The sequence below is a fragment of the Rhizobium etli CFN 42 genome (assembly GCF_000092045.1).
GTDB lineage: Bacteria > Pseudomonadota > Alphaproteobacteria > Rhizobiales > Rhizobiaceae > Rhizobium > Rhizobium etli.
Window position 1 is genome coordinate 1,504,812 of sequence record NC_007761.1, and the last position, 22,104, is coordinate 1,526,915.

22 protein-coding genes are annotated in these 22,104 nt (G+C 61.7%); 10 read left to right on the plus strand and 12 right to left on the minus strand.

What is annotated here, in order from left to right; translation table 11 throughout:
* The first annotated feature begins 128 nt into the window (after positions 1–128).
* The 3 genes from RHE_RS07315 to RHE_RS07325 all read left to right on the plus strand — a co-directional run bounded on the left by RHE_RS07315 (position 129) and on the right by RHE_RS07325 (position 2,037).
* Positions 129–950, plus strand: a complete 822-nt coding sequence (locus RHE_RS07315) for an AraC family transcriptional regulator (RefSeq protein WP_011424768.1) — start codon at positions 129–131, stop codon at positions 948–950.
* 68 nt (positions 951–1,018) lie between these two features.
* Positions 1,019–1,738 carry an AzlC family ABC transporter permease gene (locus RHE_RS07320; protein ID WP_011424769.1) on the plus strand — a complete coding sequence of 240 codons (720 nt, stop codon included), beginning with the start codon at positions 1,019–1,021 and terminating at the stop codon, positions 1,736–1,738.
* Entirely contained in the window at positions 1,735–2,037 is a 303-nt protein-coding gene (locus tag RHE_RS07325) for an AzlD family protein (protein ID WP_011424770.1), read from the plus strand. The genes RHE_RS07320 and RHE_RS07325 overlap by 4 nt, the downstream gene beginning before the upstream one ends.
* A 24-nt stretch (positions 2,038–2,061) precedes the next feature.
* Here RHE_RS07325 and RHE_RS07330 read toward each other — a convergent pair whose 3' ends face one another.
* The 6 genes from RHE_RS07330 to RHE_RS07355 all read right to left on the minus strand — a co-directional run bounded on the left by RHE_RS07330 (position 2,062) and on the right by RHE_RS07355 (position 7,721).
* Complete coding sequence (locus tag RHE_RS07330; protein WP_011424771.1) at positions 2,062–3,558, minus strand: replicative DNA helicase; 1,497 nt, start codon at positions 3,556–3,558, stop codon at positions 2,062–2,064.
* Positions 3,559–3,910: 352 nt separating this feature from the next.
* Complete coding sequence (gene rplI / locus RHE_RS07335; protein WP_011424772.1) at positions 3,911–4,489, minus strand: 50S ribosomal protein L9; 579 nt, start codon at positions 4,487–4,489, stop codon at positions 3,911–3,913.
* A 22-nt stretch (positions 4,490–4,511) separates the two neighbouring features.
* A complete protein-coding gene (locus RHE_RS07340) occupies positions 4,512–5,498 on the minus strand; it encodes a DUF2232 domain-containing protein (protein ID WP_042118186.1) in 987 nt (328 codons plus the stop codon).
* Positions 5,499–5,654: 156 nt separating this feature from the next.
* Positions 5,655–5,903: a 30S ribosomal protein S18 gene (rpsR, locus tag RHE_RS07345; RefSeq protein ID WP_004680498.1), complete on the minus strand. Its 249-nt coding sequence runs from the start codon at positions 5,901–5,903 to the stop codon at positions 5,655–5,657.
* Between the two features lie 12 nt (positions 5,904–5,915).
* The gene (gene rpsF / locus RHE_RS07350) at positions 5,916–6,374 is read right to left on the minus strand and encodes a 30S ribosomal protein S6 (RefSeq protein WP_011424774.1); all 459 of its coding nucleotides are present in this window, start codon (positions 6,372–6,374) and stop codon (positions 5,916–5,918) included.
* Positions 6,375–6,677: 303 nt separating this feature from the next.
* The gene (locus RHE_RS07355; protein ID WP_011424775.1) at positions 6,678–7,721 is read right to left on the minus strand and encodes an aldo/keto reductase; all 1,044 of its coding nucleotides are present in this window, start codon (positions 7,719–7,721) and stop codon (positions 6,678–6,680) included.
* A gap of 210 nt (positions 7,722–7,931) precedes the next feature.
* Between RHE_RS07355 and fabD the strand changes: the two genes are divergently transcribed.
* The 7 genes from fabD (at position 7,932) to gmk (ending at position 14,442) form a co-directional block, all read left to right on the plus strand.
* Entirely contained in the window at positions 7,932–8,876 is a 945-nt protein-coding gene (fabD, locus tag RHE_RS07360; RefSeq protein WP_042119220.1) for an ACP S-malonyltransferase, read from the plus strand.
* A 29-nt stretch (positions 8,877–8,905) separates the two neighbouring features.
* Positions 8,906–9,643: a 3-oxoacyl-[acyl-carrier-protein] reductase gene (gene fabG / locus RHE_RS07365; RefSeq protein WP_011424777.1), complete on the plus strand. Its 738-nt coding sequence runs from the start codon at positions 8,906–8,908 to the stop codon at positions 9,641–9,643.
* A 286-nt stretch (positions 9,644–9,929) separates the two neighbouring features.
* The gene (locus RHE_RS07370; protein WP_003547058.1) at positions 9,930–10,166 is read left to right on the plus strand and encodes an acyl carrier protein; all 237 of its coding nucleotides are present in this window, start codon (positions 9,930–9,932) and stop codon (positions 10,164–10,166) included.
* Between the two features lie 93 nt (positions 10,167–10,259).
* The gene (fabF, locus tag RHE_RS07375; RefSeq protein ID WP_011424778.1) at positions 10,260–11,522 is read left to right on the plus strand and encodes a beta-ketoacyl-ACP synthase II; all 1,263 of its coding nucleotides are present in this window, start codon (positions 10,260–10,262) and stop codon (positions 11,520–11,522) included.
* A 129-nt stretch (positions 11,523–11,651) separates the two neighbouring features.
* Positions 11,652–12,869, plus strand: a complete 1,218-nt coding sequence (mltG, locus tag RHE_RS07380; protein WP_042119221.1) for an endolytic transglycosylase MltG — start codon at positions 11,652–11,654, stop codon at positions 12,867–12,869.
* Between the two features lie 19 nt (positions 12,870–12,888).
* On the plus strand, positions 12,889–13,776 hold the full coding sequence (locus RHE_RS07385; RefSeq protein ID WP_011424780.1) for a YicC/YloC family endoribonuclease: 888 nt from the start codon (positions 12,889–12,891) through the stop codon (positions 13,774–13,776).
* 3 nt (positions 13,777–13,779) lie between these two features.
* Positions 13,780–14,442 carry a guanylate kinase gene (gmk, locus tag RHE_RS07390; protein WP_011424781.1) on the plus strand — a complete coding sequence of 221 codons (663 nt, stop codon included), beginning with the start codon at positions 13,780–13,782 and terminating at the stop codon, positions 14,440–14,442.
* Here the strand turns inward: gmk and rsmA are convergent.
* The 6 genes from rsmA to RHE_RS07420 form a co-directional block, all read right to left on the minus strand.
* Complete coding sequence (gene rsmA, locus RHE_RS07395; RefSeq protein WP_011424782.1) at positions 14,439–15,266, minus strand: 16S rRNA (adenine(1518)-N(6)/adenine(1519)-N(6))-dimethyltransferase RsmA; 828 nt, start codon at positions 15,264–15,266, stop codon at positions 14,439–14,441. The two genes, gmk and rsmA, sit on opposite strands and share 4 nt — an antisense overlap.
* Positions 15,266–16,294, minus strand: coding sequence for a 4-hydroxythreonine-4-phosphate dehydrogenase PdxA (pdxA, locus tag RHE_RS07400; RefSeq protein WP_011424783.1), 1,029 nt, complete (start codon positions 16,292–16,294; stop codon positions 15,266–15,268). The genes rsmA and pdxA overlap by 1 nt, the downstream gene beginning before the upstream one ends.
* A 6-nt stretch (positions 16,295–16,300) precedes the next feature.
* A complete protein-coding gene (locus tag RHE_RS07405) occupies positions 16,301–17,245 on the minus strand; it encodes a SurA N-terminal domain-containing protein (RefSeq protein ID WP_011424784.1) in 945 nt (314 codons plus the stop codon).
* A 184-nt stretch (positions 17,246–17,429) separates the two neighbouring features.
* Complete coding sequence (locus RHE_RS07410; RefSeq protein ID WP_011424785.1) at positions 17,430–19,760, minus strand: LPS-assembly protein LptD; 2,331 nt, start codon at positions 19,758–19,760, stop codon at positions 17,430–17,432.
* Positions 19,760–20,848, minus strand: coding sequence for an LPS export ABC transporter permease LptG (gene lptG / locus RHE_RS07415; protein WP_011424786.1), 1,089 nt, complete (start codon positions 20,846–20,848; stop codon positions 19,760–19,762). Before lptG ends, RHE_RS07410 begins: the two co-directional genes overlap by 1 nt.
* A complete protein-coding gene (locus RHE_RS07420; protein ID WP_011424787.1) occupies positions 20,845–22,026 on the minus strand; it encodes an LptF/LptG family permease in 1,182 nt (393 codons plus the stop codon). The genes lptG and RHE_RS07420 overlap by 4 nt, the downstream gene beginning before the upstream one ends.
* Positions 22,027–22,104: the final 78 nt, after the last annotated feature.

A 22,104-nucleotide genomic window follows, 5' to 3' on the forward strand; every position in this document is an offset into this window, starting at 1 on the left:
AGGAAAAGCGCAGGCGGTCACATATCACCTTTGCCTGTCGTACGGTCACTTTTGTTCAAGACGGATGCAGGTTTTCACGCTAATTTTTCCGGATGCAGAACGTATCGCAGAAAGAGGCGGCGGAAGCCATGCCGCTCGCGGAAGTGGAATCCGCCCGCTTCTGGCGGGATAGCCGCTTCCGCGACATGGAATGCCTGAGCGCCACCTTCCTGACGCATGAATACGCACCGCACGCGCACGATACATTCAGCATCGGCGCGATAGAAAGCGGCACCCAGATCGCCACCCTCAGCGGCAGGCGGGAGGAAACCGGCCCGGGCGATCTCTATCTGATAGATCCCGGCGTCATCCATGACGGTGCTCCGGGCGGCGAGGGCTACCGTTACCGCATGATCTATCCCGACATGAAGCTGTTCATCGACATTCTGGAGGATGTCACCGGCAAGGCCTTCCATGCGACACCGTCTTTCTCCAGCGGGCTTCCGCGCGATCCTGAGCTCGCCAATGCCTTTCACGCCGCCCATCGCACGCTCGAAAACGGTGCCGGCGCGCTGGAGTCCGATGAAGGCATGTTCTCGGTGCTGGCGGCGATCTTCGCGCGTCACGGCAGCGCCATCGTCGTTCCTGTCGATACGCGGGAACGAAGCGCGGTCGCCCGCGCCCGCGAATACCTGATCGAGAACTTCGACCTCGATGTCGGCCTTGAGGAATTGGCCGGGGTAGCGGGATTGAGCCGCGCTCACCTCATCCGGGCTTTCCGCAAGGAATATCACATCACGCCACATGCCTTCCTGACGGACCGGCGCGTGCAGGTGGCCCGCCGGCTGCTGCGGCAGGGGCACATGCCGGCCGATATCGCGCTCGAATGTGGTTTTGCCGATCAGGCGCATTTCACCCGCCATTTCAAGGCGCGCACTGGCGTGACCCCCGGCCAATTCCGCCTGGGCTGATCACTTTCGTTCAATACAGCCATGGGTGGGCTGGGCTAACCCTCCGCGATGTTGATCAGGAGGTTGCCATGCTGCAGCACAGCCGGCCATCCGGCAAATTTCGTCTTGGCGAATTTATCGCCGGTATGCGCACCATCTTTCCGCTTGTCGTCGCCGTTTTGCCGATCGGCCTTGTCTTCGGCGCGGTCGCCGCTGCCAAGGGCCTTTCGCCGCTGGAAACGACACTGATGAGCGCACTTGTTTTCGCAGGCGGTTCGCAATTCGTGGCGATGGACATCTGGACGCATCCGGCAAGCTGGATCGGCGTCGGCTTCGCAGCCCTGCTGGTCAATATCCGCCACGTGCTGATGAGCGCGTCGATCGGCACGAAGATGCAGTCTTTCCCCGGCGTCAAACGTTATATCGCCATGCTCTTCCTCGCCGATGAGCTCTGGGCCATGGCGGAATTCCGGGCCGGCAGCACAAGGCTGACACCCGCCTGGTATGCCGGCATCGTCACGCCCTTCTACCTCACCTGGGTCGGCTCTTCGCTGACAGGCGCACTGCTCGGCGCCTTTCTCGGCAATCCTGCCGTCATCGGCCTCGACTTCGCCTTTCCGGCTGTCTTCGTCGCGCTCGTCATGGGCTTCTGGAAGGGGCCGGAAACCGGCGCCGTGCTTGCCGCAAGCGGTGCCGCTTCCGTTGCAGTCCACCATTTCGTGCCGGGGGTCTGGTATATCGCCGCTGGTGCGCTGGCCGGGCTGTCAATGGCCCTCTGGCAGGGCAGGGCGCGGGAGCAGGCGGTATGACGCTCGACCTCAACACCCTTATCGCCATCCTCACGATGGCTGCTGCAACGGTATTTACCCGCGTCAGCGGTCTCGTCCTGATCCGGCATATCGAGATCGATGAGCGCCGGAGAACGGCGATCGAAGCCATTCCGCCTGCCGTGCTGATGGCCGTCATCGCCCCGACCGCCTTTGCGACCGGCTGGGCGGAGACCCTGGCCTGCGCGGCAACGGCAATTGCCGCACGCCGCCTGCCGATGCTTGCAAGCGTCGTGGTTGGCGTCGCAACGGTCGCGCTGTTGCGGGCAGCCGGGCTCTAAAGGAATTGACGCGCGGGTACTGCGTCAATGTTCCTCATACTGTATGAAGGAAGGATCTGCGAGATCGGCGAAGCGGGTGAATTCCGCCTGGAAGGCGAGCTTCACCGTGCCTGTCGGTCCGTGACGTTGCTTGGCGATGATGACGTCGGCGGTGCCCTTCACCTTGTCGAACAGTGCTTCCCACTCCGGATATTTCGGATCGTGAGGATCGCGCGGCTCCTGATTCTTGACGTAATATTCCTCGCGGAACACGAAGAGCACGACGTCGGCATCCTGCTCGATCGAACCGGATTCACGGAGGTCGGAGAGCTGCGGGCGCTTGTCGTCGCGGCTTTCGACCTGACGCGAGAGCTGCGACAGCGCGATGATCGGAACGTTGAGCTCCTTGCCGAGCGCCTTGAGGCCGGTGGTGATCTGGGTGATTTCCTGGACGCGATTGTCGCTTGATTTGCCGGAGCCGGTCATCAGCTGCACGTAGTCGACCACGAGCACGTCGAGGCCACGCTGGCGCTTGAGGCGGCGCGCCCTCGCCGAAAGCTGGGCGATGGAGATGCCGCCGGTCTGGTCGATATAGAGCGGCACCTTCTGCATCATCATCGAGCAGGCGACGAGCTTTTCGAAATCGGCATCGTTGATGTCGCCGCGCCGGATCTTCGAGGAGGAGACTTCCGTCTGCTCGGAGATGATACGGGTGGCGAGCTGTTCGGACGACATTTCGAGCGAGTAGAAGCCGACGACGCCGCCGTTCTTTGCCTTCATGCTGCCGTCCGGCTGCACCTCGCCCTCATAGGCGGCGGCGATGTTGTAGGCGATGTTGGTCGCAAGCGAGGTCTTGCCCATGCCGGGGCGTCCGGCGAGGATGATCAAGTCCGAACGCTGCAGGCCGCCCATCTTGGCATCAAGCGAATGGATGCCGGTGGAAATGCCGGAAAGGCCGCCGTCGCGCTCCTTGGCGACGGCCGCCATGTCGATCGCCAGCGCCACGGCGTCGTTGAAAGACTGGAAGCCGCCATCGTAACGGCCATTTTCGGCGAGCTCGAACAGCCGGCGTTCGGTATCCTCGATTTGCGACTGCGGCGGCATATCGAGCGGCGCGTCATAGGCGATGTTGACGACATCCTCCCCGATGGTGATCAGCGCCCGGCGCAGCGCGAGATCATAGATCGCCCGGCCGTAATCCTCGGCGTTGATGACCGTGACCGCGTTGCTGACGAGGCTTGCCAGATATTGCGAAACCGTCATGTCGCCGACTTTCTCGTCGGCTTTCAGGAAGGTCTTGATCGTCACCGGATTGGCGATCTTGCCCATGCGGATGATGTCGCCGGCGACCTCGAAGATCTTCCGGTGCAGCGGTTCGTAGAGATGGATCGGCTTGAGGAAGTCCGACACCCGGTAATAGGCGTCGTTGTTCATCAGGATGGCGCCGAGAAGCGCCTGCTCGGCTTCGATATTGTTGGGTGCTTCGCGGTAATGCTGCTCCGACGGAGCAACGGCTGCAATCTTTCGAGCGGCGTCGTTCATCATCATCCGTTCTGTCTTTTTCCAACTCCGGATTTGCAATTCCGGATGGAGAAAATCAAGGGGCTGCGAAAGGAGCGGGGCCCGTCTCGCCTAAATCCTGAACGCTGTGCCCATTGTTCGACTTCTCCACAGTCCCGGGCGCCACAAATGCGAAATACTGGCAGTGTCACCCGCAGGACACGGTACGGAGCCGACTCAGCTCATCCGTTCCGGAGAAGGGTATGTTAGCGCGATGACATCGGCCACGCAGCAAAAACATCCGGAAATCCCCCGCCAAAAAAGCGCGCACAGAAAACAAAAAAGCCCGGCACGGCGGCCGGGCTTTCCCTCTCGCGGTTTTGTTCCGGCGAAATTATGCTTCGTTTTCGTCGAGGCCGTCTGCTTCCGGATCGAAGAAATCTTCCGGACGCAGCGCGTCTTCGTCGACGCCGTAGATCGCGTCGACCGAGGTGAGTTCTTCGCCCTTGGCCTGGCGCTCGGCCTCTTCGGCAGAACGGGCAACGTTCAGTTCGATGTTGATTTCGACTTCGGCATGCAGCTGCAGCTCGACCTTGTGCAGGCCGATCGCCTTGATCGGCGTGTTCAGGTGAACCTGGTTGCGGCCGATGTTGAAGCCTTCGGCGGCGAGAACCTCGACGACGTCACGGGCAGCGACCGAGCCGTAGAGCTGGCCGGTTTCGCCGGCCGAACGCACGACGATGAAGGACTTGCCGTCGAGAACGTCGGCGACCTTCTGGGCTTCCGACTTGCGCTCGAGGTTGCGGGCCTCGAGCGTCGCGCGCTCGGATTCGAAGCGGGCCTTGTTGGCGGCGTTGGCGCGCAGTGCCTTGCCGAGCGGCAGCAGGTAGTTGCGGGCAAAGCCGTCGCGAACCTTTACGGTTTCGCCCATCTGGCCGAGCTTGGAGATGCGTTCGAGAAGGATGACTTCCATTTTCTTGTTCCTTTCTTGTGTCTCAGATTTTCGTGTCGGATTGTTTGGAGGTATCGGCATCTTTCGCCGGGGTGAGCGCGATCGCTTTGCGCGTATCGCTGAGACCCAGGACGAGGATAAGGAGAGCTGGCAGCAGCATGAGTATCGAAGCCAGGTAGCAGAGGATGAGGGCCGGTATGCGCCAGTCCTTTCCACGTGTGCGGAAATGCAGCGAGGCGAAGCCGGAGAGCATGAAACCGGCGCCGAAGGTGCCAATCACGGTCGCGCCGACGAGCGCCGGAACGCCGCCGAAGAAGCAGGCAGCAAGCCCGGCCAGGAAGATGAAGATCGAATTGCGGTTCATCCGCAGCGATGAGGGAATATCCTCGCGCGGCCGAAGGCCCCGGCCGGATGCGGCGACGATGCGCACGGCGAAATAATAGGCGGCAAACAGCATGCTGACCCACATGCCGCCCTGCACGGCCGGCAGCATCAGCAGGATCAGCGATTTGGTCTGCGCGGTTGCCGCCGGATCGGGCATGAATTCCGGCTGCTGCTGCTTGACCGAGGTGATCAGCAGATCGACGATCGGGTCGGTGATCTCAGGCCCATAGCCGATCATCACGCCGATGACGATGACGGCAAGCGTCACCAGCCCGCACAGATGCAGCAGGATATCAGAGAGCGGATACCAGGCAAGCAGATGGTCGGGGCCGCCGAGTTCGGAGGCGGGACGCGCGAGATTGGCAAGATGGCTGAGCCAGCCGGCCGGCAGCAGCGTCACTAGCGTCATGATGAGCGCGAAAGACGGGGAGATGAGGACCGCACCGAGCGCCGCTCCCGTGACGACGGCCGAAATCGCGGCGGCATTGCCCCAGCCGAGTCCGACGATCAGGATCGGCAGCGCCGAGGCCGTATAGAGGAGCGCGCTGAAAAACGACGGCTGCATGCTCGCGCCCAGCACCAGCAGGGCGGCGGTCAATCCGGCGAGTGCGCCGATCAGCAGCGTTTTAAGATCCGGTCGTTTCAAGGTCGCTGTCCTGCTTCATCAAGCAGTTAGAGGCTGTTGCTGAATCGAATTCAGAAACGTCTCAACATGGGTTTTAAGAATTCCGATCCGCGCCCATCGCGAAAGGGAGAAGGGAAGGCACGAATGCCTTCCCTCAAATCTGATTGCGTCGGCCGATTAAGCGACGACGTAGGGCAGCAGGCCGAGGAAACGGGCGCGCTTGATCGCCTGGGCGAGTTCGCGCTGCTTCTTCTGGGAAACGGCCGTGATGCGGGACGGAACGATCTTGCCGCGCTCGGAAATGTAGCGCTGCAGCAGGCGAACGTCCTTGTAGTCGATCCGCGGTGCGTTTGCGCCGGAGAACGGGCAGGTCTTGCGGCGGCGATGGAACGGACGGCGGACCGGTGCGGAGGAAGCTTCAGACATTCTTATATCTCCTTATGCACGGTCTTCGCGGGGAGCGCGGTCCGGACGCGGGCCACGCTGGAAGTCGCCGTCACGGCGCGGCGGACGGTCACCGAATTCGCGGCGCGGGCCACGGTCGCCGCCTTCACGCGGGCCGCGGTCGTCGCGGTCGCGCTTCTGCAGCATGGCAGACGGGCCTTCCTCATGCTTTTCGACGGCGATGGTCATGTAGCGAAGAACGTCTTCGCTGATGCGCATCTGACGTTCCATTTCCTGGATCGCAGCCGGCGGTGCATCGATGTCCATCAGGGCGTAGTGCGCCTTGCGGTTCTTCTTGATGCGATAGGTGAGGGACTTGAGTCCCCAGTTCTCGATGCGCCCGACCTTGCCGCCGTTAGCTTCGATCACACCCTTGTACTGTTCTACGAGGGCATCGACCTGCTGAGCGGAAATATCCTGTCGGGCAAGGAATACATGTTCATAAAGAGCCATGACAGCTTTGCCTTTCTTGCGTTTGGTTCAACCCGATTTTCGGCGGCTAAGCCTCAACGACTGCTCCTGATTGGGCGAACCCAGGCAAGAAAAGCGTTTCCGAGACGGTCGAGAGCGGAGACACGGGAGGCTGGAACGCTTCCGTTCCGAACGATTTCCAATAGGAAACCGGCCCTCCGTTCAGCCACCAGCCAGAAGACCGGGTTAACGAACAGGCGCGCTTATACGGATTTTTCGAGGAAAGGCAACCCCAATCCGGCATTCGAGCCCGACGCAGACCAATCGGCAGCGCCGGACCGGTCATCAGAGCGTCAGCGGATACTGCCGGTGCACCTTGGCAATCTCCGCCAGCACCTCGTCCGAAAGCGTCAGCTCGGCTGCGCCGAGATCGGTTTTCAACTGCTCCATCGAGGTTGCGCCGATGATGACCGAGGTCATGAAGGGTCTCGACAGGCAGAAGGCGAGCGCCATGGCCGCCGGGTCGAGACCGTATCGGGTCGCGAGGGTCAGATAGGCCTTGGTCGCCGGCTCCTGCAGTGGCTGGAGCCGGCCGCCGATATCGGGATTGATCGACGCGCGCGAACCTTTCGGTCTCAGACCACCGACATATTTGCCGGTCAGGATGCCACCGGCGAGCGGTGAATAGGCAAGCAGCCCGACATCTTCGTAATGCGAGAGCTCGGCGAGATCGAGGTCGAAGTGGCGGTAGAGCAGGTTGTATTCGTTCTGAACGCTGGCGACCCGCGGCAGGTTCTTCTGTTCGGAGAGCGTCAGATATTTCTGGATACCCCAGGTGGTTTCGTTGGAAAGGCCGATCGCGCGGATCTTGCCTTCCTTCACCAGCGCGCCGAGCGTCTCCAGGATATCGAGCATGTTGGCGACGGCCTTGTCGCGATCTTGGTTGAAGGGGTTGTAGCTCCAGTTTTGGCGGAAATGAAAATGGCCGCGGTTCGGCCAATGCACCTGATAGAGGTCGACATAATCCGTCTTCAGCCGTTTCAGGCTGGCCTCGAGCGCCAGGCGGATATTCCTCGCATCCGCTCCTTCACCGCCGCGCAGATAATCGCGGCCGCGGCCGGCGACCTTGGTGGCGAGCACGATCTCGCTTCGCTTGCCGGACTTTTCGAACCAGCTGCCGATATAGTCTTCGGTCCAGCCCTGCGTTTCGGGCGAAACCGGCGTTGTCGGGTAGAGCTCGGCGGTATCGAAGAAATTGACGCCCTTTTCGACGGCGTAATCCATCTGCGCATGCGCGTCGGTTTCGCTGTTCTGCGAGCCCCAGGTCATGGTGCCAAGGCAGATTTCTGAAACGGAAATGTCTGTACGGCCGAGTGACTTGTACTTCATGGAGAAAACCTTGAGAGCGATCTGGAGGATGAAAGCCTTGGGGAAGGACCGGGCAAATCTAGGCCGGATTTGGCGGAGCGCAAGAGCAAAAACCGGGCTTTTGCAGCGGTGCGAAAGGCTTTGCGCAGAAGCCGCCGCCACTTGACTCTGCCGGAAAGAATGTCAATTGGAGGCAAAACAGCCTCGAGGGGCGCAATCAGGGACATGAGCATGACCATTGCTTTTACTTTTCCCGGCCAGGGCAGCCAGGCCGTCGGCATGGGCAAGGATCTGGCCGAGAATTTTGCGGAAGCCCGCGCGGTTTTAGAAGAAGTCGACGAGGCGCTCGGTGAAAAACTTTCGGACGTTATGTTCAACGGTCCCGAGGACACCCTGACCCTGACTGCGAACGCCCAGCCGGCGCTGATGGCGGTTTCGATCGCCGTCATCCGCGTTCTCCAGGCGAAGGGGCTGGACCTGAAGTCCAAGGTCGCCTACGTCGCCGGTCACTCGCTCGGCGAGTATTCCGCCCTTTGTGCCGCCGGCACCTTTTCCCTCGCCGATACTGCGCGGCTGCTGCGTATTCGCGGCAATGCCATGCAGGCGGCCGTTCCCGTCGGCGTCGGCGCCATGGCCGCGATCATCGGCCTTGAACATGCCGACGTCGTCGCCGTCTGCGAAGAGGCTGCCGCCACCGGCGCCTGCCAGATCGCCAACGACAATGGCGGCGGCCAGATCGTCATTTCGGGGGAGAAGGCTGCTGTCGAAAAGGCCGCCGGCCTCGCAACCGACAGGGGCGCCAAGCGCGCCATCCTGCTGCCGGTCTCGGCTCCCTTTCATTCCAAGCTGATGGCACCTGCGGCCGAGGCCATGCGCGCGGCGCTGGCGACGGTCGCCAAGTCCGATCCCGTCGTGCCCCTGATCGCCAATGTCCGCGCCGCCCCGGTGTCCGGCGCCGACGAGATCGCCAGCCTCCTGGTCGAGCAGGTGACCGGCCAGGTTCGTTGGCGCGAGACGGTGGAATGGTTCGCCGGCAATGGCGTGACGACGCTTTATGAACTCGGTTCCGGCAAGGTGCTGACCGGCCTTGCCCGTCGCATCGACAAAACAGTCAACGGCATCTCCGTCGGCGGCCCGGCGGACATCGACGCGGCTGTCGCCGCCCTGATGGCCTGATTGATATCTCCAGATATAAGGAACGTTCCATGTTCGATCTCTCCGGCCGCAAGGCTCTCGTCACCGGCGCATCGGGCGGCATCGGCGAGGAAATCGCCCGTCTCCTTCATCAGCAGGGCGCCATCGTCGGCCTGCACGGCACCCGCGTCGAGAAGCTGGAAGCGCTGGCGGCCGAGCTCGGCGAGCGCGTCAAGATCTTCCCGGCCAACTTGTCGGACCGTGACGAGGTGAAGGCGCTCGGCCAGAAGGCCGAGGCCGATCTCGAGGGTGTCGATATCCTCGTCAACAATGCCGGCATCACCAAGGACGGCCTGTTCGTGCGCATGAGCGACGAAGACTGGGATGCGGTCCTCGAGGTCAATCTGACGGCGACCTTCCGCCTGACGCGCGAGTTGACGCATCCGATGATGCGCCGCCGCTATGGCCGTATCATCAACATCACCTCCGTCGTCGGCGTCACCGGCAATCCGGGCCAGGCCAACTATTGCGCCTCCAAGGCCGGCATGATCGGCTTCACCAAGTCCTTGGCGCAGGAAATCGCCACCCGCAATGTGACCGTCAACTGCGTCGCCCCCGGCTTCATCGAAAGCGCGATGACCGGCAAGCTGAATGACAAGCAGAAGGAAGCGATCATGGGGGCTATCCCGATGAAGCGGATGGGGACGGGCGGCGAAGTCGCCTCGGCGGTTGCCTATCTTGCGTCCTCCGAGGCTGCCTACATGACCGGCCAGACGCTGCACGTAAACGGCGGCATGGCGATGATCTGAAAGGACAAACCGTCGGCATGGGGATAATTCCGCCAATAGCATGTTGAGCAATCACGAAGCGTTGATTTTCTGGCTTTGCGGCAGACTTAAACCATGTTAAGCGGGCCATGACTGTGAACAGTCGTCCCGAGAAAGCAGACGGACCGGCGGGCTTTTCGCAAGCCTCGGAAATCTCTGAAGCCGGGTAAACGAGTTTGCCGAGGATGTCTGAAAACATCGCAGGCTGAAACAGGGTAGGGGTGCCGCAACGGCATTCCGATCAGGACATAAGGTCGAGGAAACCGACATGAGCGATATCGCAGAACGCGTAAAGAAAATTGTTATTGATCATCTTGGCGTCGATGCCGACAAGGTCGTCGAGAGCGCCAGCTTTATCGACGATCTGGGCGCTGACTCGCTCGACACGGTCGAACTTGTCATGGCTTTCGAAGAAGAATTCGGCGTTGAAATCCCCGACGACGCAGCTGACTCGATCCTGACGGTCGGCGATGCAGTGAAGTTCATTGAGAAGGCCCAGGCCTGATCCTATATATTTGAGAAAGGGCGGGCCTGGAGTCCGCCCTTTTCTTTTCGGCCTATTTCTCCATAGAACATAAGAGGCGGGGGAAAGCACGCGATGAGACGTGTCGTCATCACTGGTACCGGCATGGTATCACCCTTGGGATGCGGAACTGAGGTGACGTGGTCGCGGCTGCTCGCCGGCCAGAACGGCGCCCGCCTCGTCACCGAATTCGAGGTCGACGACCTTCCCGCCAAGATTGCCTGCCGTATCCCGCTCGGTGACGGCACTGACGGCACCTTCAGCGCCGACCAATGGATGGAGCCGAAGGAGCAGCGCAAGGTCGATCCCTTCATCATCTATGGCATGGCCGCGGCCGACATGGCGCTTGCCGACGCCGGCTGGCATCCCGAGAGCGATGAGGATCAAATCTCCACCGGCGTGCTGATCGGCTCGGGCATCGGCGGCATCGAAGGCATCGTCGAGGCAGGTTACACCCTGCGCGACAAGGGTCCGCGCCGTATCTCCCCCTTCTTCATCCCCGGCCGCCTGATCAATCTCGTCTCTGGCCAGGTCTCGATCCGCCATAAACTGCGCGGACCCAATCATTCGGTCGTCACCGCCTGCTCGACGGGCGCGCATGCGATCGGCGATGCCGCGCGGCTGATCGCGCTTGGTGACGCCGACGTCATGGTCGCCGGCGGCACGGAATCTCCCGTCAGCCGTATTTCGCTGGCAGGCTTTGCCGCCTGCAAGGCGCTGTCGACCCAGCACAACGACGATCCGCAGAAGGCTTCGCGCCCTTATGACCGCGACCGTGACGGCTTCGTCATGGGCGAGGGCGCCGGCATCGTCGTGCTCGAAGAGCTGGAGCATGCGAAGGCCCGCGGCGCCAAGATCTACGCCGAGATCGTCGGCTACGGCCTGTCGGGCGACGCCTATCACATTACCGCGCCATCCGAAGACGGCGAGGGTGCCGGCCGCTGCATGGCGATGGCGCTGAAGCGCGCCGGGCTGACACCGGCCGACATCGACTACATCAACGCTCATGGTACTTCGACCATGGCCGACACGATCGAACTCGGGGCAGTCGAGCGCCTGGTCGGCAACGCGGCGTCGAAGATCTCGATGTCCTCGACCAAGTCGGCGACCGGACACCTTCTCGGTGCTGCCGGCGCGATCGAGGCGATCTTCGCGACACTTGCCATCCGTGACAATATCGCGCCGCCGACGCTCAATCTTGACAATCCCGAACGCGAGACGGCGATCGATCTTGTTCCGCACAAGGCTCGTGAGCGAGAAATCGACGTGGCTCTGTCCAATTCGTTCGGGTTCGGCGGCACGAACGCATCGCTCGTGCTGCGCCGTTACGCGCAGTAAGAGGCCCGCCGGAGCAGCGTGCTGGAGTTGAACGATCGGCAGCGGCTTCGTTGAACTGTGGCGGAACCTGTTTTTGCCGCATTGCTTCGCGAAATAGCGGAATGAGGGCCAAGTTTTAGAGGATTGCCGGTGAGCGATACGACGAACCAGAGCAACGACAGCCAGGCGCAGAAGGGACCGATCATCCCGAAGTCGCCGAGCGAAGCCCTGCGTCCGGAACGTGTTCCGGAGCCGCCGAAACGCTCCAGGAACGCTCGCAGCCAGATCGTCCTTTTCCTGAACTTCATCATGACGATGACGGTGCTGGTCTGCGTCCTTGCCGTCATCGGCTTCTATTACGCGACCTCGACTTATCAGAGCCCAGGCCCGCTGCAGACCAACACTAATTTCATCGTCCGCAACGGCGCGGGTCTCGCCGAAATCGCCTCGAACCTCGAGCGCAACGCGATAATCTCCGATGCCCGTATCTTCCGTTATCTCACCGCGACGCATCTTGCCGCCGGCGAGAGCCTGAAGGCCGGCGAATATGAGATCAAGGCGAGAGCCTCCATGAGCGATATCATGGAACTGCTGAAATCGGGCAAGTCCATCCTCTATTCGGTGTCCTTTCCGGAAGGCCTGACGGTCCGCCAGATGTTCGACCGCATGCTGCAGGATCCGGTGCTGGAAGGCGACTTGCCGGCCGCACTGCCGGCCGAAGGCAGCCTGCGTCCGGACACCTACAAATTCTCGCGCGGCACCAAGCGCTCGGAAATCATCGAACAGATGGCGGCCGCACAGCAGAAGCTGGTCGACCAGATCTGGGATAAGCGCGATTCCTCGCTGCCGCTGCGATCCAAAGAGGAATTTGTGACGCTCGCTTCGATCGTCGAAAAGGAGACCGGCATTCCCGACGAACGCGCCCATGTCGCTTCCGTGTTCTTGAACCGGCTTGGCAAGGGCATGCGCCTGCAGTCCGATCCGACGATCATCTACGGGCTCTTCGGTGGCGAGGGAAAACCGGCGGACCGGCCGATCTACCAGTCGGATCTGAAACGGGACACGCCTTACAATACCTATGTCATCAAGGGCCTGCCGCCGACACCGATCGCCAATCCTGGCAAGGATGCGCTGGAAGCCGTTGCCAACCCTTGGAAAACCCAGGATCTCTATTTCGTCGCCGACGGCACCGGCGGCCACGTTTTTGCCGCTACGCTCGAGGAGCACAATGCCAATGTCAAGCGCTGGCGCAAGCTCGAGGCCGACAAGGGCTCGGACCCGAACATCGCAGTCGACGGCCAGCCGGAAGAGCAGCCGGGCGATAGTGGTGCGACTGTCGTGCCGCCGAAGAAAAAGAAGATCAACTGACAGTTTTCGGGAGGCTCGCATGGCTTTGCAGTCCATGACTGGTTTTGCGCGGCGCGAGGGAACAAGCGGCCGCTGGCGTTGGGCATGGGAGCTGCGCTCGGTCAACGGCAAGGGTTTCGACCTGCGCCTGCGCCTGCCGCCCGGCCTCGAACGCATGGAGGCGGAGGTCCGCCGCCTTGCCGGCGAAAGCTTCAGCCGCGGCAACCTGCAGGCTTCGCTTTCGGTCACCGCTGACGAGAACCGTTTCGAGGCGGTGCTGAACAGGGAAGCGCTTGCCGCCGTGCTTGCCATGCGCGAGCAATTGGCGGGCGTGATCGATCCGGCGCCGCTGAAGCTCGACACGCTGCTTCTGGTGCGCGGCATCGTGGAGTTCCGTGAGGGCGAGGACGCTGAGGAGGCGCTGGCTGCCCGGGATGCCGATATTGCCGCCGGACTCATGGCCGCGCTTGCCGATCTCCGGGCGATGCGCGAACAGGAAGGGGCGGCGCTCTCCCGCATTCTTCTCGATCACGTCGCAACGATCGAGGGCCTGACACGGACGATCGAGATGGATCCTTCGCGCTCGCCGCAGGAGATCGCCTCCCGGCTCGTGGCGCAGGTCGCCTTGCTGATGGACGGCATGGCCGCGTTCGACCGCGACCGGTTGCATGCCGAAGCCGCGCTGTTGGCGACCAAGGCGGATCTGCGCGAGGAAATCGACCGCCTGAAGGCGCATGTCGCCGCCGCGCGCGATCTCCTGGTGAAAGGCGGGCCTGCCGGGCGCCGGCTGGACTTCCTTGCACAGGAATTTAACCGCGAATCGAATACCATCTGCTCCAAGTCGAATGCCTCGGCGGTTACGGCCGCCGGCATCGAGTTGAAAGTCGTGATCGACCAGTTCCGCGAGCAGGTCCAGAATTTGGAGTAGGACATGAAACCGGCGAAATCCTCGCCCGTGCAGATCGCCCGCCGCGGTCTGATGCTTGTCATTTCGTCGCCGTCTGGCGCCGGCAAATCCACCATCGCGCGCACGCTGCTGGAGACCGACAAGCATATCGGCCTTTCCGTCAGCGTCACCACGCGCCCGCGCCGCCCGAGCGAGGTCGAGGGCGTGCATTACCACTTCAAGAGCGTGCGCGAGTTCGAGCGGCTGCGTGACAGCGACGCGCTGCTCGAATGGGCCGAAGTGCATGGCAATTTCTACGGCACGCCGCGCGAGCCGGTCGAGCAGGCCATGGCCGAAGGCCGCGATATGCTCTTCGATATCGACTGGCAGGGCGCCCAGCAGTTGCAGGAGAAGATGTCGGCCGACGTCGTCTCGATCTTCGTGCTGCCGCCGACCATGACGGAGCTCCAGTCGCGTCTGCACCGCCGTGCCGAGGATTCCGAGGAGGTGATTCAGACGCGACTGGCCAACAGCCGCGCCGAGATCGCCCACTGGCGCGAATATGATTATGTCATCGTCAATGACGATCTCAACACCGCCTTCGACGCCGTCCAGTCGATCGTCAAGGCCGAACGCCTGCGCCGCGACCGCCGCCACGGCATGTTCGATTTCGTCCGAGAGCTGCTGGAGGAGACGCCGTCGCTCTAAAGATTGTTCGCGAGAAGGCAGAATTCCTCGACGGACAAGGTCTCTGCCCGACGCGCCGGATCGATCCCCGCCTTGACGAGAAGGCTTTCGCCGCCGAGCGGTTTCAAGCTTTGACGCAGCATCTTGCGACGCTGGCCGAAGGCGGCTTGCGTGACCTTCTCCAAATTGGCGACGGCGCACTGAACGGGGTTTTCACGAGGAAGCAAGTGCACGACCGTTGAGGTCACCTTCGGCGGCGGCGTAAATGCCTGCGGCGGCACGTCGAAGGCCATGCGTGCGTCCGTCCGCCAGCCGCAGAGCACGCCGAGACGGCCGTAATGGTCGTCATCCTCGCCCGCGACGATACGCTCGCCGACTTCCTTCTGAAACATCAGCGTCAGTGACTGCCAAAATGGCGGCCAGGCTTTCGGCAGCAGCCAGTTGACCAGCAACTGCGTGCCGACATTATAAGGCAGGTTGGCGATAATCTTGACGGGGCCTTCCGGCGCCAATGCTTCGAAATCCGTCTTCAGCGCATCGCCTTCGATGACCTCCAGGCGGCCGGGATAGTGATCGGCGATCTCGGCAAGCGCAGGCAGGCAGCGCGCGTCCCGCTCGACGGCAATGACCTTCTTGGCGCCGAGCGCCAGAATCGCGCGGGTCAGCCCACCGGGGCCGGGGCCGACCTCGAAAACGGTGGTCTCTTCAAGAGCGCCTGCGGTGCGGGCGACCTTCTGCGTGAGGTTGAGGTCGAGCAGGAAGTTCTGCCCGAGCGCCTTGCGCGCATCGAGGCCGTGACGCTGAATGACGTCGCGAAGCGGCGGCAGGCCATCGAGTGCTGCCATCAGCGGCGGCTTTCCCAAGTGCGGCCGAGCTGGGCGGCAAGCTTCAGTGCTGCAACCAGGCTCTGCTCACGCGCCAGTCCCTTGCCGGCGATGCCGAAAGCGGTGCCGTGATCCGGCGAGGTTCGCACGAAGGGAAGTCCGAGCGTGACGTTGACGCTGTCGTCGAAACCGAGAGCCTTGGCGGGGATCAGCGCCTGATCGTGATACATGCAGATGGCGACATCATATCGCGCCCGCGCCTCGTCATGGAACATCGTATCGGCGGGCAGGGGGCCGATCGCATCGATACCCTCGTCACGCAGCTGCTCGATCGACGGGCGGATGATGTCCTCATCCTCCGTGCCGATCGCTCCGCCTTCACCCGCATGCGGGTTGAGGCCGGCGAGGGCAAGCCGTGGCGCGTCGATTCCAAAGCGCTGCCTGAGATCCGCATCGGCGATCCGGCAGGTTTCGACGATCAGGTCGCCGGTCAGCGCTTGTGGCACGTCGCGGACAGGAATGTGGATGGTAACGGGAATGGCCCTGAGTTTCGGTCCCGACAACATCATGACCGGCGTCACCAGCCTGCCGGTCGCCCTGGCGGCAAGATCGGCGAGAAATTCGGTATGGCCGGGAAACCGGAAACCCGCCTCGTAGAGCACGGCCTTGGCGATCGGATTGGTGACAACCGCGAGTGCCTCGCCGCCGATGACAAGCGAGACTGCTTTCTCGATTGCCGCGATCGTGCCCTTCGCCGTTGCCACATGCGGCTCGCCGGCCACTACCTCAATGCCGGCCGGGACGCTCATGACAGGCAGCGCATCGGCAAATATGCCGGTGGCCTTGCCGACCGTGTCGATCTCACGAATGGAAACCGCCAGATTGAGCTGGCGGGCCCGCAGGGTCAGGACATCCCGATCGCCGATCAGGAAAAAAGGCGGAAGCCCGAGTTCACGCCGCCGCAGCCATGCCATCAGGGTGATATCCGGTCCGATGCCGGCGGGATCGCCCTGGCTCAGCGCAAGCGGTCGTGAAAAGGGTATCGCCATCGTCGGTCAGCGATAGGCGATCTGCGCCTTCTTGCGCAGTTCGTCCAGGTATTTCTTGCTGTTTTCGTTTTCCGGCGGGCCATTCTTGCCGGCCTTGGACTTGTCGAGATCCTCCTGGCGGAAGACCATTTCGGCCGCCTGGTCGTCGGAGACCTGGCGCTGGCTGCAGATTGCCAGATATTCGACGCCCTTCTCGGTGACGCGGGTGCCTGTCGTGTTGCCCTTGGCCTGCTCGACCAGAGACTTCCAGTCCGGCGGGATCTCCGGAGCGAGCATGCGGCCGAGATCGCGCACGGAAACATCGCGCATCGTTGCGGCAAAGGTCTTTGCCTGATCGCAGCCGGGGAATTTCGAGCGCGATGCCTCGGCCTCGCCCTTGCGCTTGCCGGTGATGGCGCCACGCTTGGCCTCGGGAATGACGAAGATGATCTGCTGCAGCATATATTCCGTCGTCACCGGCTTTTGCTTGTTGTTCTGCATCATGCGCGAGACGAGATCATAGTTCGACAGCCGCGAGGTCGAGCCGTAGCGCGCATTGACGACGCGCGGCCAGCTCATCTGCACAGCAATGAAGCCTTTGAAATGATCGACGCCAACGCCGGCGCGATCGAGGATCTGCGACATCTGTTCGACGGAAAGTTTGTTGCCGGCCGAAAAGCGCGCGAAAGACGCATCGACATCCTGCTGCGAAACCGACATATGGACGCGGGCGACCTCCTGGCGCTTGAGCGTCTCGTCGATCAATTGCTCCGTAGCGGTCTTGGCGTCGGCCTTGGTATGCTGCAGGCGCAGGAAGGCCTGACGCTTGGCGACATCGCCGCTGGTGATGGCTGTGCCGTTCACCACGGCCTGGACTCCGCTTGCTGCAAGCGCCGGGCCGGCAAGGCCCGTCAGCAAGGCAATCGCTGCGCCGGCGAGAAAGGCGGTTATGGCTTTTTTCGCGTCAATCATCTGTTGACCTCCCAATAGCGCCGCGAGCCGTTGATCGCGGCGTCCTTACCACAGTGCGAGACACGCGGAAATCGCTTCCATCGCGGCGCGAAACTCCTATGCCTCGGATATCGACTGGCGGCAATGTCCTGCACAGGCTTACGGCGAAAGAATGACTTGAGGCCATGTTTACGCCGTCCGCCCGCTAGTTGGAGAGAGTGTCGGAGCCGATTTTGATGTCGCCGAGCGTGCGGAACGTCAGTCGCGCGCCGATCGTCCAGTCGCTTGCCGACTCGTCGTCGGAATCCCTGCTATCCGTGTAGGCGATCGTGAAGATCGTGCATTCGTCCTCATAGGAAAGGCCGAGTGTCCGGCGGCTGATCACATCGTTGTTCAGATCCCATGCGATGCCGCCGAAGATCGACCAGTAGTCCTTGAACTTGACCTTGCTGCTGGTCTGGATCTCGTCATTGTCCTCGGCGAAGCCATAGGCGGGCTGAGCGCTGAGATGGGTGTAGGTCACCTGCGTCTGGAAGGTGTCGTTCTGGTAGCCTGTCGTCAGGTCGCCACGGCGAAACTCGAAATCTTTCTCGTCGAGCCGGTAGGAGGCCGCAACGGAAACACCGTAGGGTGTTTCGACGCCGCCGAGGCCGACATAATCGGAGCGGTCTGTTTCGAGGCCCGAATCCGCGCCGACATTGACGAGGTCATCGGTCGCGAACGAGTTCTGGCCGGCGAGCTGATATGACTGGCCGAAAATGCCGTGCAGCTTGTAACCGCTGTCGAACGTCCCGGTATACTGGAACCCGACATTGGCGCGGGTGCCGCCCTCGACGCGGTCGTAACCAGAGAACTTATCGCGGTCGAAGAGCGAGGTGGCATCGAAGACAAAACTTTGTGCATCCTCGTTTGGCAGCCGGCCGGCAAGCTGCTCGTCGGGGCGCGCATAGATCTGGACGATCGGCTCCAGAATATGCGTGCTGTTATCAGTCGTCATCAGGATCGGGTACCGCATCTCCAGCCCGGCGGTGAGCATCGAGCGGGTGGCGGATTCGTCGTCAAGATAATTGCCCGCGTAACCGGTCGGGTCGTTCATGTTCAGCGCGAAAGCATCGCCGCGCGCGGCCAGAAGCGGGGTGATCACCAAGCCGGTCGGCGTGACGTAGGTGCGTTTCCATTGAAGTTCGGCCGTCAGACGCGAAGTCTGGCCCTTCAGGCCGCGGAAGCGGTCGAATCCGTCGACGGTATAGAAGTCGTCGTGTGTGCGCGAAATATTCGTCAGGTTGACGTCCGCGGAAAGTTCGCCGCCTGCAAGCGGCTGAGGCGCGACATAGTGGTAATCAAGCGCGGGATAGACGATGGCCTGCTGCTTTTCGGCCGTGTTCGTCCGATCGGCATCCTGGACGTCGAAATAAAACGCCCGCATGTCGAAATAATTCCGTTTCCCAAGCCCCGTCAGGTAGATCTGGTTCGTGCGATCGGTGCCGCTCAAGCCGCGGAGTTTATAGGTTTTCGAGAAATTATTGTCGCTCTGCACCATGACGTCCCAGCCGAACGTCCAGCGCGGATTGATGCGGAACTCCGCCTTTGACGCCACCATGCCGCGCTGCTCGGCTTCGGCATCGCTGGTGCCCGAGCTGAAATTGCCGGGTTTTGCCTGGTCGATACCGGCGACGCGCAGGATATGCGTGCCGTTCTCGAAGCGCTGACGGAATTCGCCTTCAACGAGGAAGCCCTGGGCCGTATAGCCGGTTGTGGTGACCGTCGCATCCATACTCGGCGAGATCACGTAATAATAAGGAATGGAAAGACCGAAGCCGAGATTTTGCGACAGGCTCATCGTCGGGAACAGGAAGCCGGACTTGCGCTTCACCGTATTGTCGGGAACTTCGATGAACGGCACGAAGGCAATCGGGTAGCCGAGCAACTCGAAGCGGGCTCGCTCCAGACGGATCGTGTGGGTCTCGCCGTTCTGGATCACGCGTTTGGCCTTGACCTGCCAGAAGGGTGCACGTTTCGGGTCTTCGGCGCAGGGAAGGCAGGCGGTGTAGACGCCCTTATTGAGAATCATCTTGGTGCCGCCGACACGCTCGCCGCTTTCGGCGACGATACGCGTATTGTCGGAGGTTTCGACGCGCAGCGAGTTCAGGAACCCGTCGGCAAAATTGTCGGTCACGTCAAGGTTGTCGGCATAGATGCGGTTGCCGTCCGGGCTGACGAGCTCGACATTGCCCATCGCCATCATCCGGCCGGTCTTCTGATTGTACTCGACCTTCTGCGCGACCATTTTGTAGCCGCCATAGTTGATCTGCACGCCGCCGACCGCCGAGACGAGGTCGGCGTCACGATTATAGACGAGTTCATTGGCCGAAAGCAGCAATTTGGCGCTTTCGGGAATCTTGTTCTGAATATTTTGCTCAGGCGCGCTGGCCTGGCCGTGGGAGGCCGGGACGCTGCCGAAATAGGAACATAGAGCCGCACCGACAAGCAGGGCAACCGATTGTTTACTAAAATACTTGCGGTCGCCTACCGCCACTAGCCGTCCTCCTGATGAAGCAAAATAGTCGCGCCCAAGGCCAGCGCGACAACAACCGGTATCCAGGTCGCCACGAAGGGAGGCACGACTCCACTGCTTCCGAATGCTTTTACAAGCACGGTGATGACATAAAGCATGAAGCCTGACAGGATTCCACCCAGAATCACGGAGCGGGATTGGTTGAACCGGCTAAATTTTAGGGACACTGTTGCAGCAATGAGAGTCATGGCCACCAGCAGCAATGGCTGAGACAACAGAGAGTTGAATTGCGTCTCCAAGGCCTTGGTCGAGATGCCGAAGGACTTGGCCGCCGCAATGCGATTGGAAAGGTCAAAGAAACCAATCGTTTCCGGCGCTGTCAGCCGCTCCTGGACGAAATCCTGTTTCAGATTGGTGCGAAGTTGGACCGAAGCTTTGCGCAACGGGATTTCGCCAGGCTTGCGCTCGACGACACCGTTAAGCTGCCAGTAACCATCTTCCAACTTAGCCGTGGCGGCATCCTGTCTCAGAATGACTCGACCGCTTGAATCGAAATGGATCAACACGGCGTCGATCAGCTTGGTGCCGTTCTCCTGGACCGTCTGGGCGCCGATGATGACATCGTCGCGGCCGCTGATCTGGCGCAGCCACGGAATCTGTGGCGCCTTGCGCAGAACCGCGTTTTCGCCGCGCCAGTCGGACTCGACCAGCAGCGCCTGGCGCTGTCCCCAGGCGGCAAGCGGGTTAAGCGCCGTCGTCGTCAATACGCCGAGCACCAATGAGCCGGCGATGAAGGGAAACATGAACTGCCAGACCGAAATGCCGGCTGCGCGGGTGACGACGAGCTCATATTTGCGATTGAGCCCGATCAGCACCGTCATGCCGACGAAGAGCGCAACGAAGGGGATTGTCTGCTGCAGGATGAGGGGCAGCCGTACGGCGGTCATTACGATGCCGCCCCCGATCGTGTAGCCGGGCAGGCCGGACATACGTCCCGCAGTCTCGCTGAAATCAAGAAGAAAGGCGATCGCCGACGCGCCGATCAGAAACCAGCCCGTCGTCGCCAGGTAGCGGCGAAAGAAATAACGCGACAATGTCCCGAACATCATTGGGCCGCGCCCCCGCCGGACCTGCTGGTCGCGGTAAGCAGTCTTTCCTGCATGCGTCTCCAGGAAACCGATATCCGGTCCCAGACGAACGAAGGCATGACCAATCGCTTGTGCAAGCCGAGGAAGATGATCGAGACGATGCTGCTGACGATCGGGAGAGCGTAGAGAACCGCGATATATTCCGGATCGGTGTCGATCTGGTTTGCCGCGTAGAAGGCAGCCCACCGTAGTGCGAAAGCATAGCCGAGGGCGCTCACCATCGGATGCAGCCGCGCTTCGCGGTGCGAGCGGGCGTCGCCGGCGATCGCCAGCGAGAACAGGGCAAACACAACAGGAAGGATCCAGTCCGTCAGCCGTCGATGCAGTTCGGCGCGGTAGCTCTGCGGGCGGATCGTATAGTCCTTGTCGTTCGGATCCGGATTGAACAGGAACCACAGGTCACGGTCGCTGGCTTTCAGCGTCGCCTGACCGCGGCTCTCCGTCATGTCGGAGAGGTCGAAGGAATAGGAATCGAAATTGATGACCGAGACGTTGCCGTCGGGCGTTTTGCGATGCACCTCGCCGTCGTGCATGATCAGCGTCGTGCCGGTGTCGTCGACGGCGCCCTCCTTGGCGTAATAGATGAGCTCGTAGGCCGGGTCCCGCTCGTCGGCGACGAACAGGCCCTTCAGCATCCGGCCCGCCAGGCGCTGCGAGATCTGCACATAGAGACCCTCGTCGAGCTTGCGGAAGGTCTTTTCCTCGATCACCGACGAAAGGAGATCGGCGTAGGTTTCGGCGATCATCTGACGCGCCACCGTCTTTGCCCGTGGCTCGACGATGTTGTCGACGAAAAAGGAAAAGACGCTGATGACGGCGGCAAGCAGCAGGATCGGCCGGACCAGAATGGTGCGCCGTGCCCCCGCCGCGTCGATGACGGTCAGCTCGGAATCGTTGTTCATCGTCGTCAGCGTCTGGGTGATGGCGATGACGAGGGCGAAGGGCAGCACCACGGGAATGATCGACGGCAGGATCATCGTCGCCAGCTTGGCGAACGAACCGATCGACTGGCCGCTGTCGGTGACGAGATTGATGCGCTGCAGGACCTGTGTCGTCCAAATGATCGCCAGCACCGGCAGGAGCGCCACGAGAAACATCTGGCCGACGCGCCGCAATATGTATGTCTCGAGTAGTTTCATGCCGGCCCTTGAAAGCACCTGCACGCCCAAACGGCTTGCAGGAGAATCCCTCTACGCTCTTTGTCGCGCTTTTGCGAC

Bases quoted from the DNA above. Each gene is read 5' to 3' on its own strand.
- rplI (WP_011424772.1), bottom strand. From the start codon at position 4,489: ATGGAAGTCATCCTTCTCGAACGCATCTCCAAGCTCGGCCAGATGGGC.
- RHE_RS07370 (WP_003547058.1), top strand. From the start codon at position 9,930: ATGAGCGATATCGCAGAACGCGTAAAGAAAATTGTTATTGATCATCTT.
- fabF (WP_011424778.1), top strand. From the start codon at position 10,260: ATGAGACGTGTCGTCATCACTGGTACCGGCATGGTATCACCCTTGGGA.
- RHE_RS07420 (WP_011424787.1), bottom strand. From the start codon at position 22,026: ATGAAACTACTCGAGACATACATATTGCGGCGCGTCGGCCAGATGTTT.
- RHE_RS07320 (WP_011424769.1), top strand. From the start codon at position 1,019: ATGCTGCAGCACAGCCGGCCATCCGGCAAATTTCGTCTTGGCGAATTT.
- gmk (WP_011424781.1), top strand. From the start codon at position 13,780: ATGAAACCGGCGAAATCCTCGCCCGTGCAGATCGCCCGCCGCGGTCTG.
- RHE_RS07325 (WP_011424770.1), top strand. From the start codon at position 1,735: ATGACGCTCGACCTCAACACCCTTATCGCCATCCTCACGATGGCTGCT.
- RHE_RS07315 (WP_011424768.1), top strand. From the start codon at position 129: ATGCCGCTCGCGGAAGTGGAATCCGCCCGCTTCTGGCGGGATAGCCGC.
- RHE_RS07405 (WP_011424784.1), bottom strand. From the start codon at position 17,245: ATGATTGACGCGAAAAAAGCCATAACCGCCTTTCTCGCCGGCGCAGCG.
- rpsR (WP_004680498.1), bottom strand. From the start codon at position 5,903: ATGTCTGAAGCTTCCTCCGCACCGGTCCGCCGTCCGTTCCATCGCCGC.
- fabG (WP_011424777.1), top strand. From the start codon at position 8,906: ATGTTCGATCTCTCCGGCCGCAAGGCTCTCGTCACCGGCGCATCGGGC.
- RHE_RS07355 (WP_011424775.1), bottom strand. From the start codon at position 7,721: ATGAAGTACAAGTCACTCGGCCGTACAGACATTTCCGTTTCAGAAATC.
- rpsF (WP_011424774.1), bottom strand. From the start codon at position 6,374: ATGGCTCTTTATGAACATGTATTCCTTGCCCGACAGGATATTTCCGCT.
- pdxA (WP_011424783.1), bottom strand. From the start codon at position 16,294: ATGGCGATACCCTTTTCACGACCGCTTGCGCTGAGCCAGGGCGATCCC.
- RHE_RS07330 (WP_011424771.1), bottom strand. From the start codon at position 3,558: ATGAACGACGCCGCTCGAAAGATTGCAGCCGTTGCTCCGTCGGAGCAG.
- rsmA (WP_011424782.1), bottom strand. From the start codon at position 15,266: ATGGCAGCACTCGATGGCCTGCCGCCGCTTCGCGACGTCATTCAGCGT.
- fabD (WP_042119220.1), top strand. From the start codon at position 7,932: ATGACCATTGCTTTTACTTTTCCCGGCCAGGGCAGCCAGGCCGTCGGC.
- lptG (WP_011424786.1), bottom strand. From the start codon at position 20,848: ATGATGTTCGGGACATTGTCGCGTTATTTCTTTCGCCGCTACCTGGCG.
- RHE_RS07385 (WP_011424780.1), top strand. From the start codon at position 12,889: ATGGCTTTGCAGTCCATGACTGGTTTTGCGCGGCGCGAGGGAACAAGC.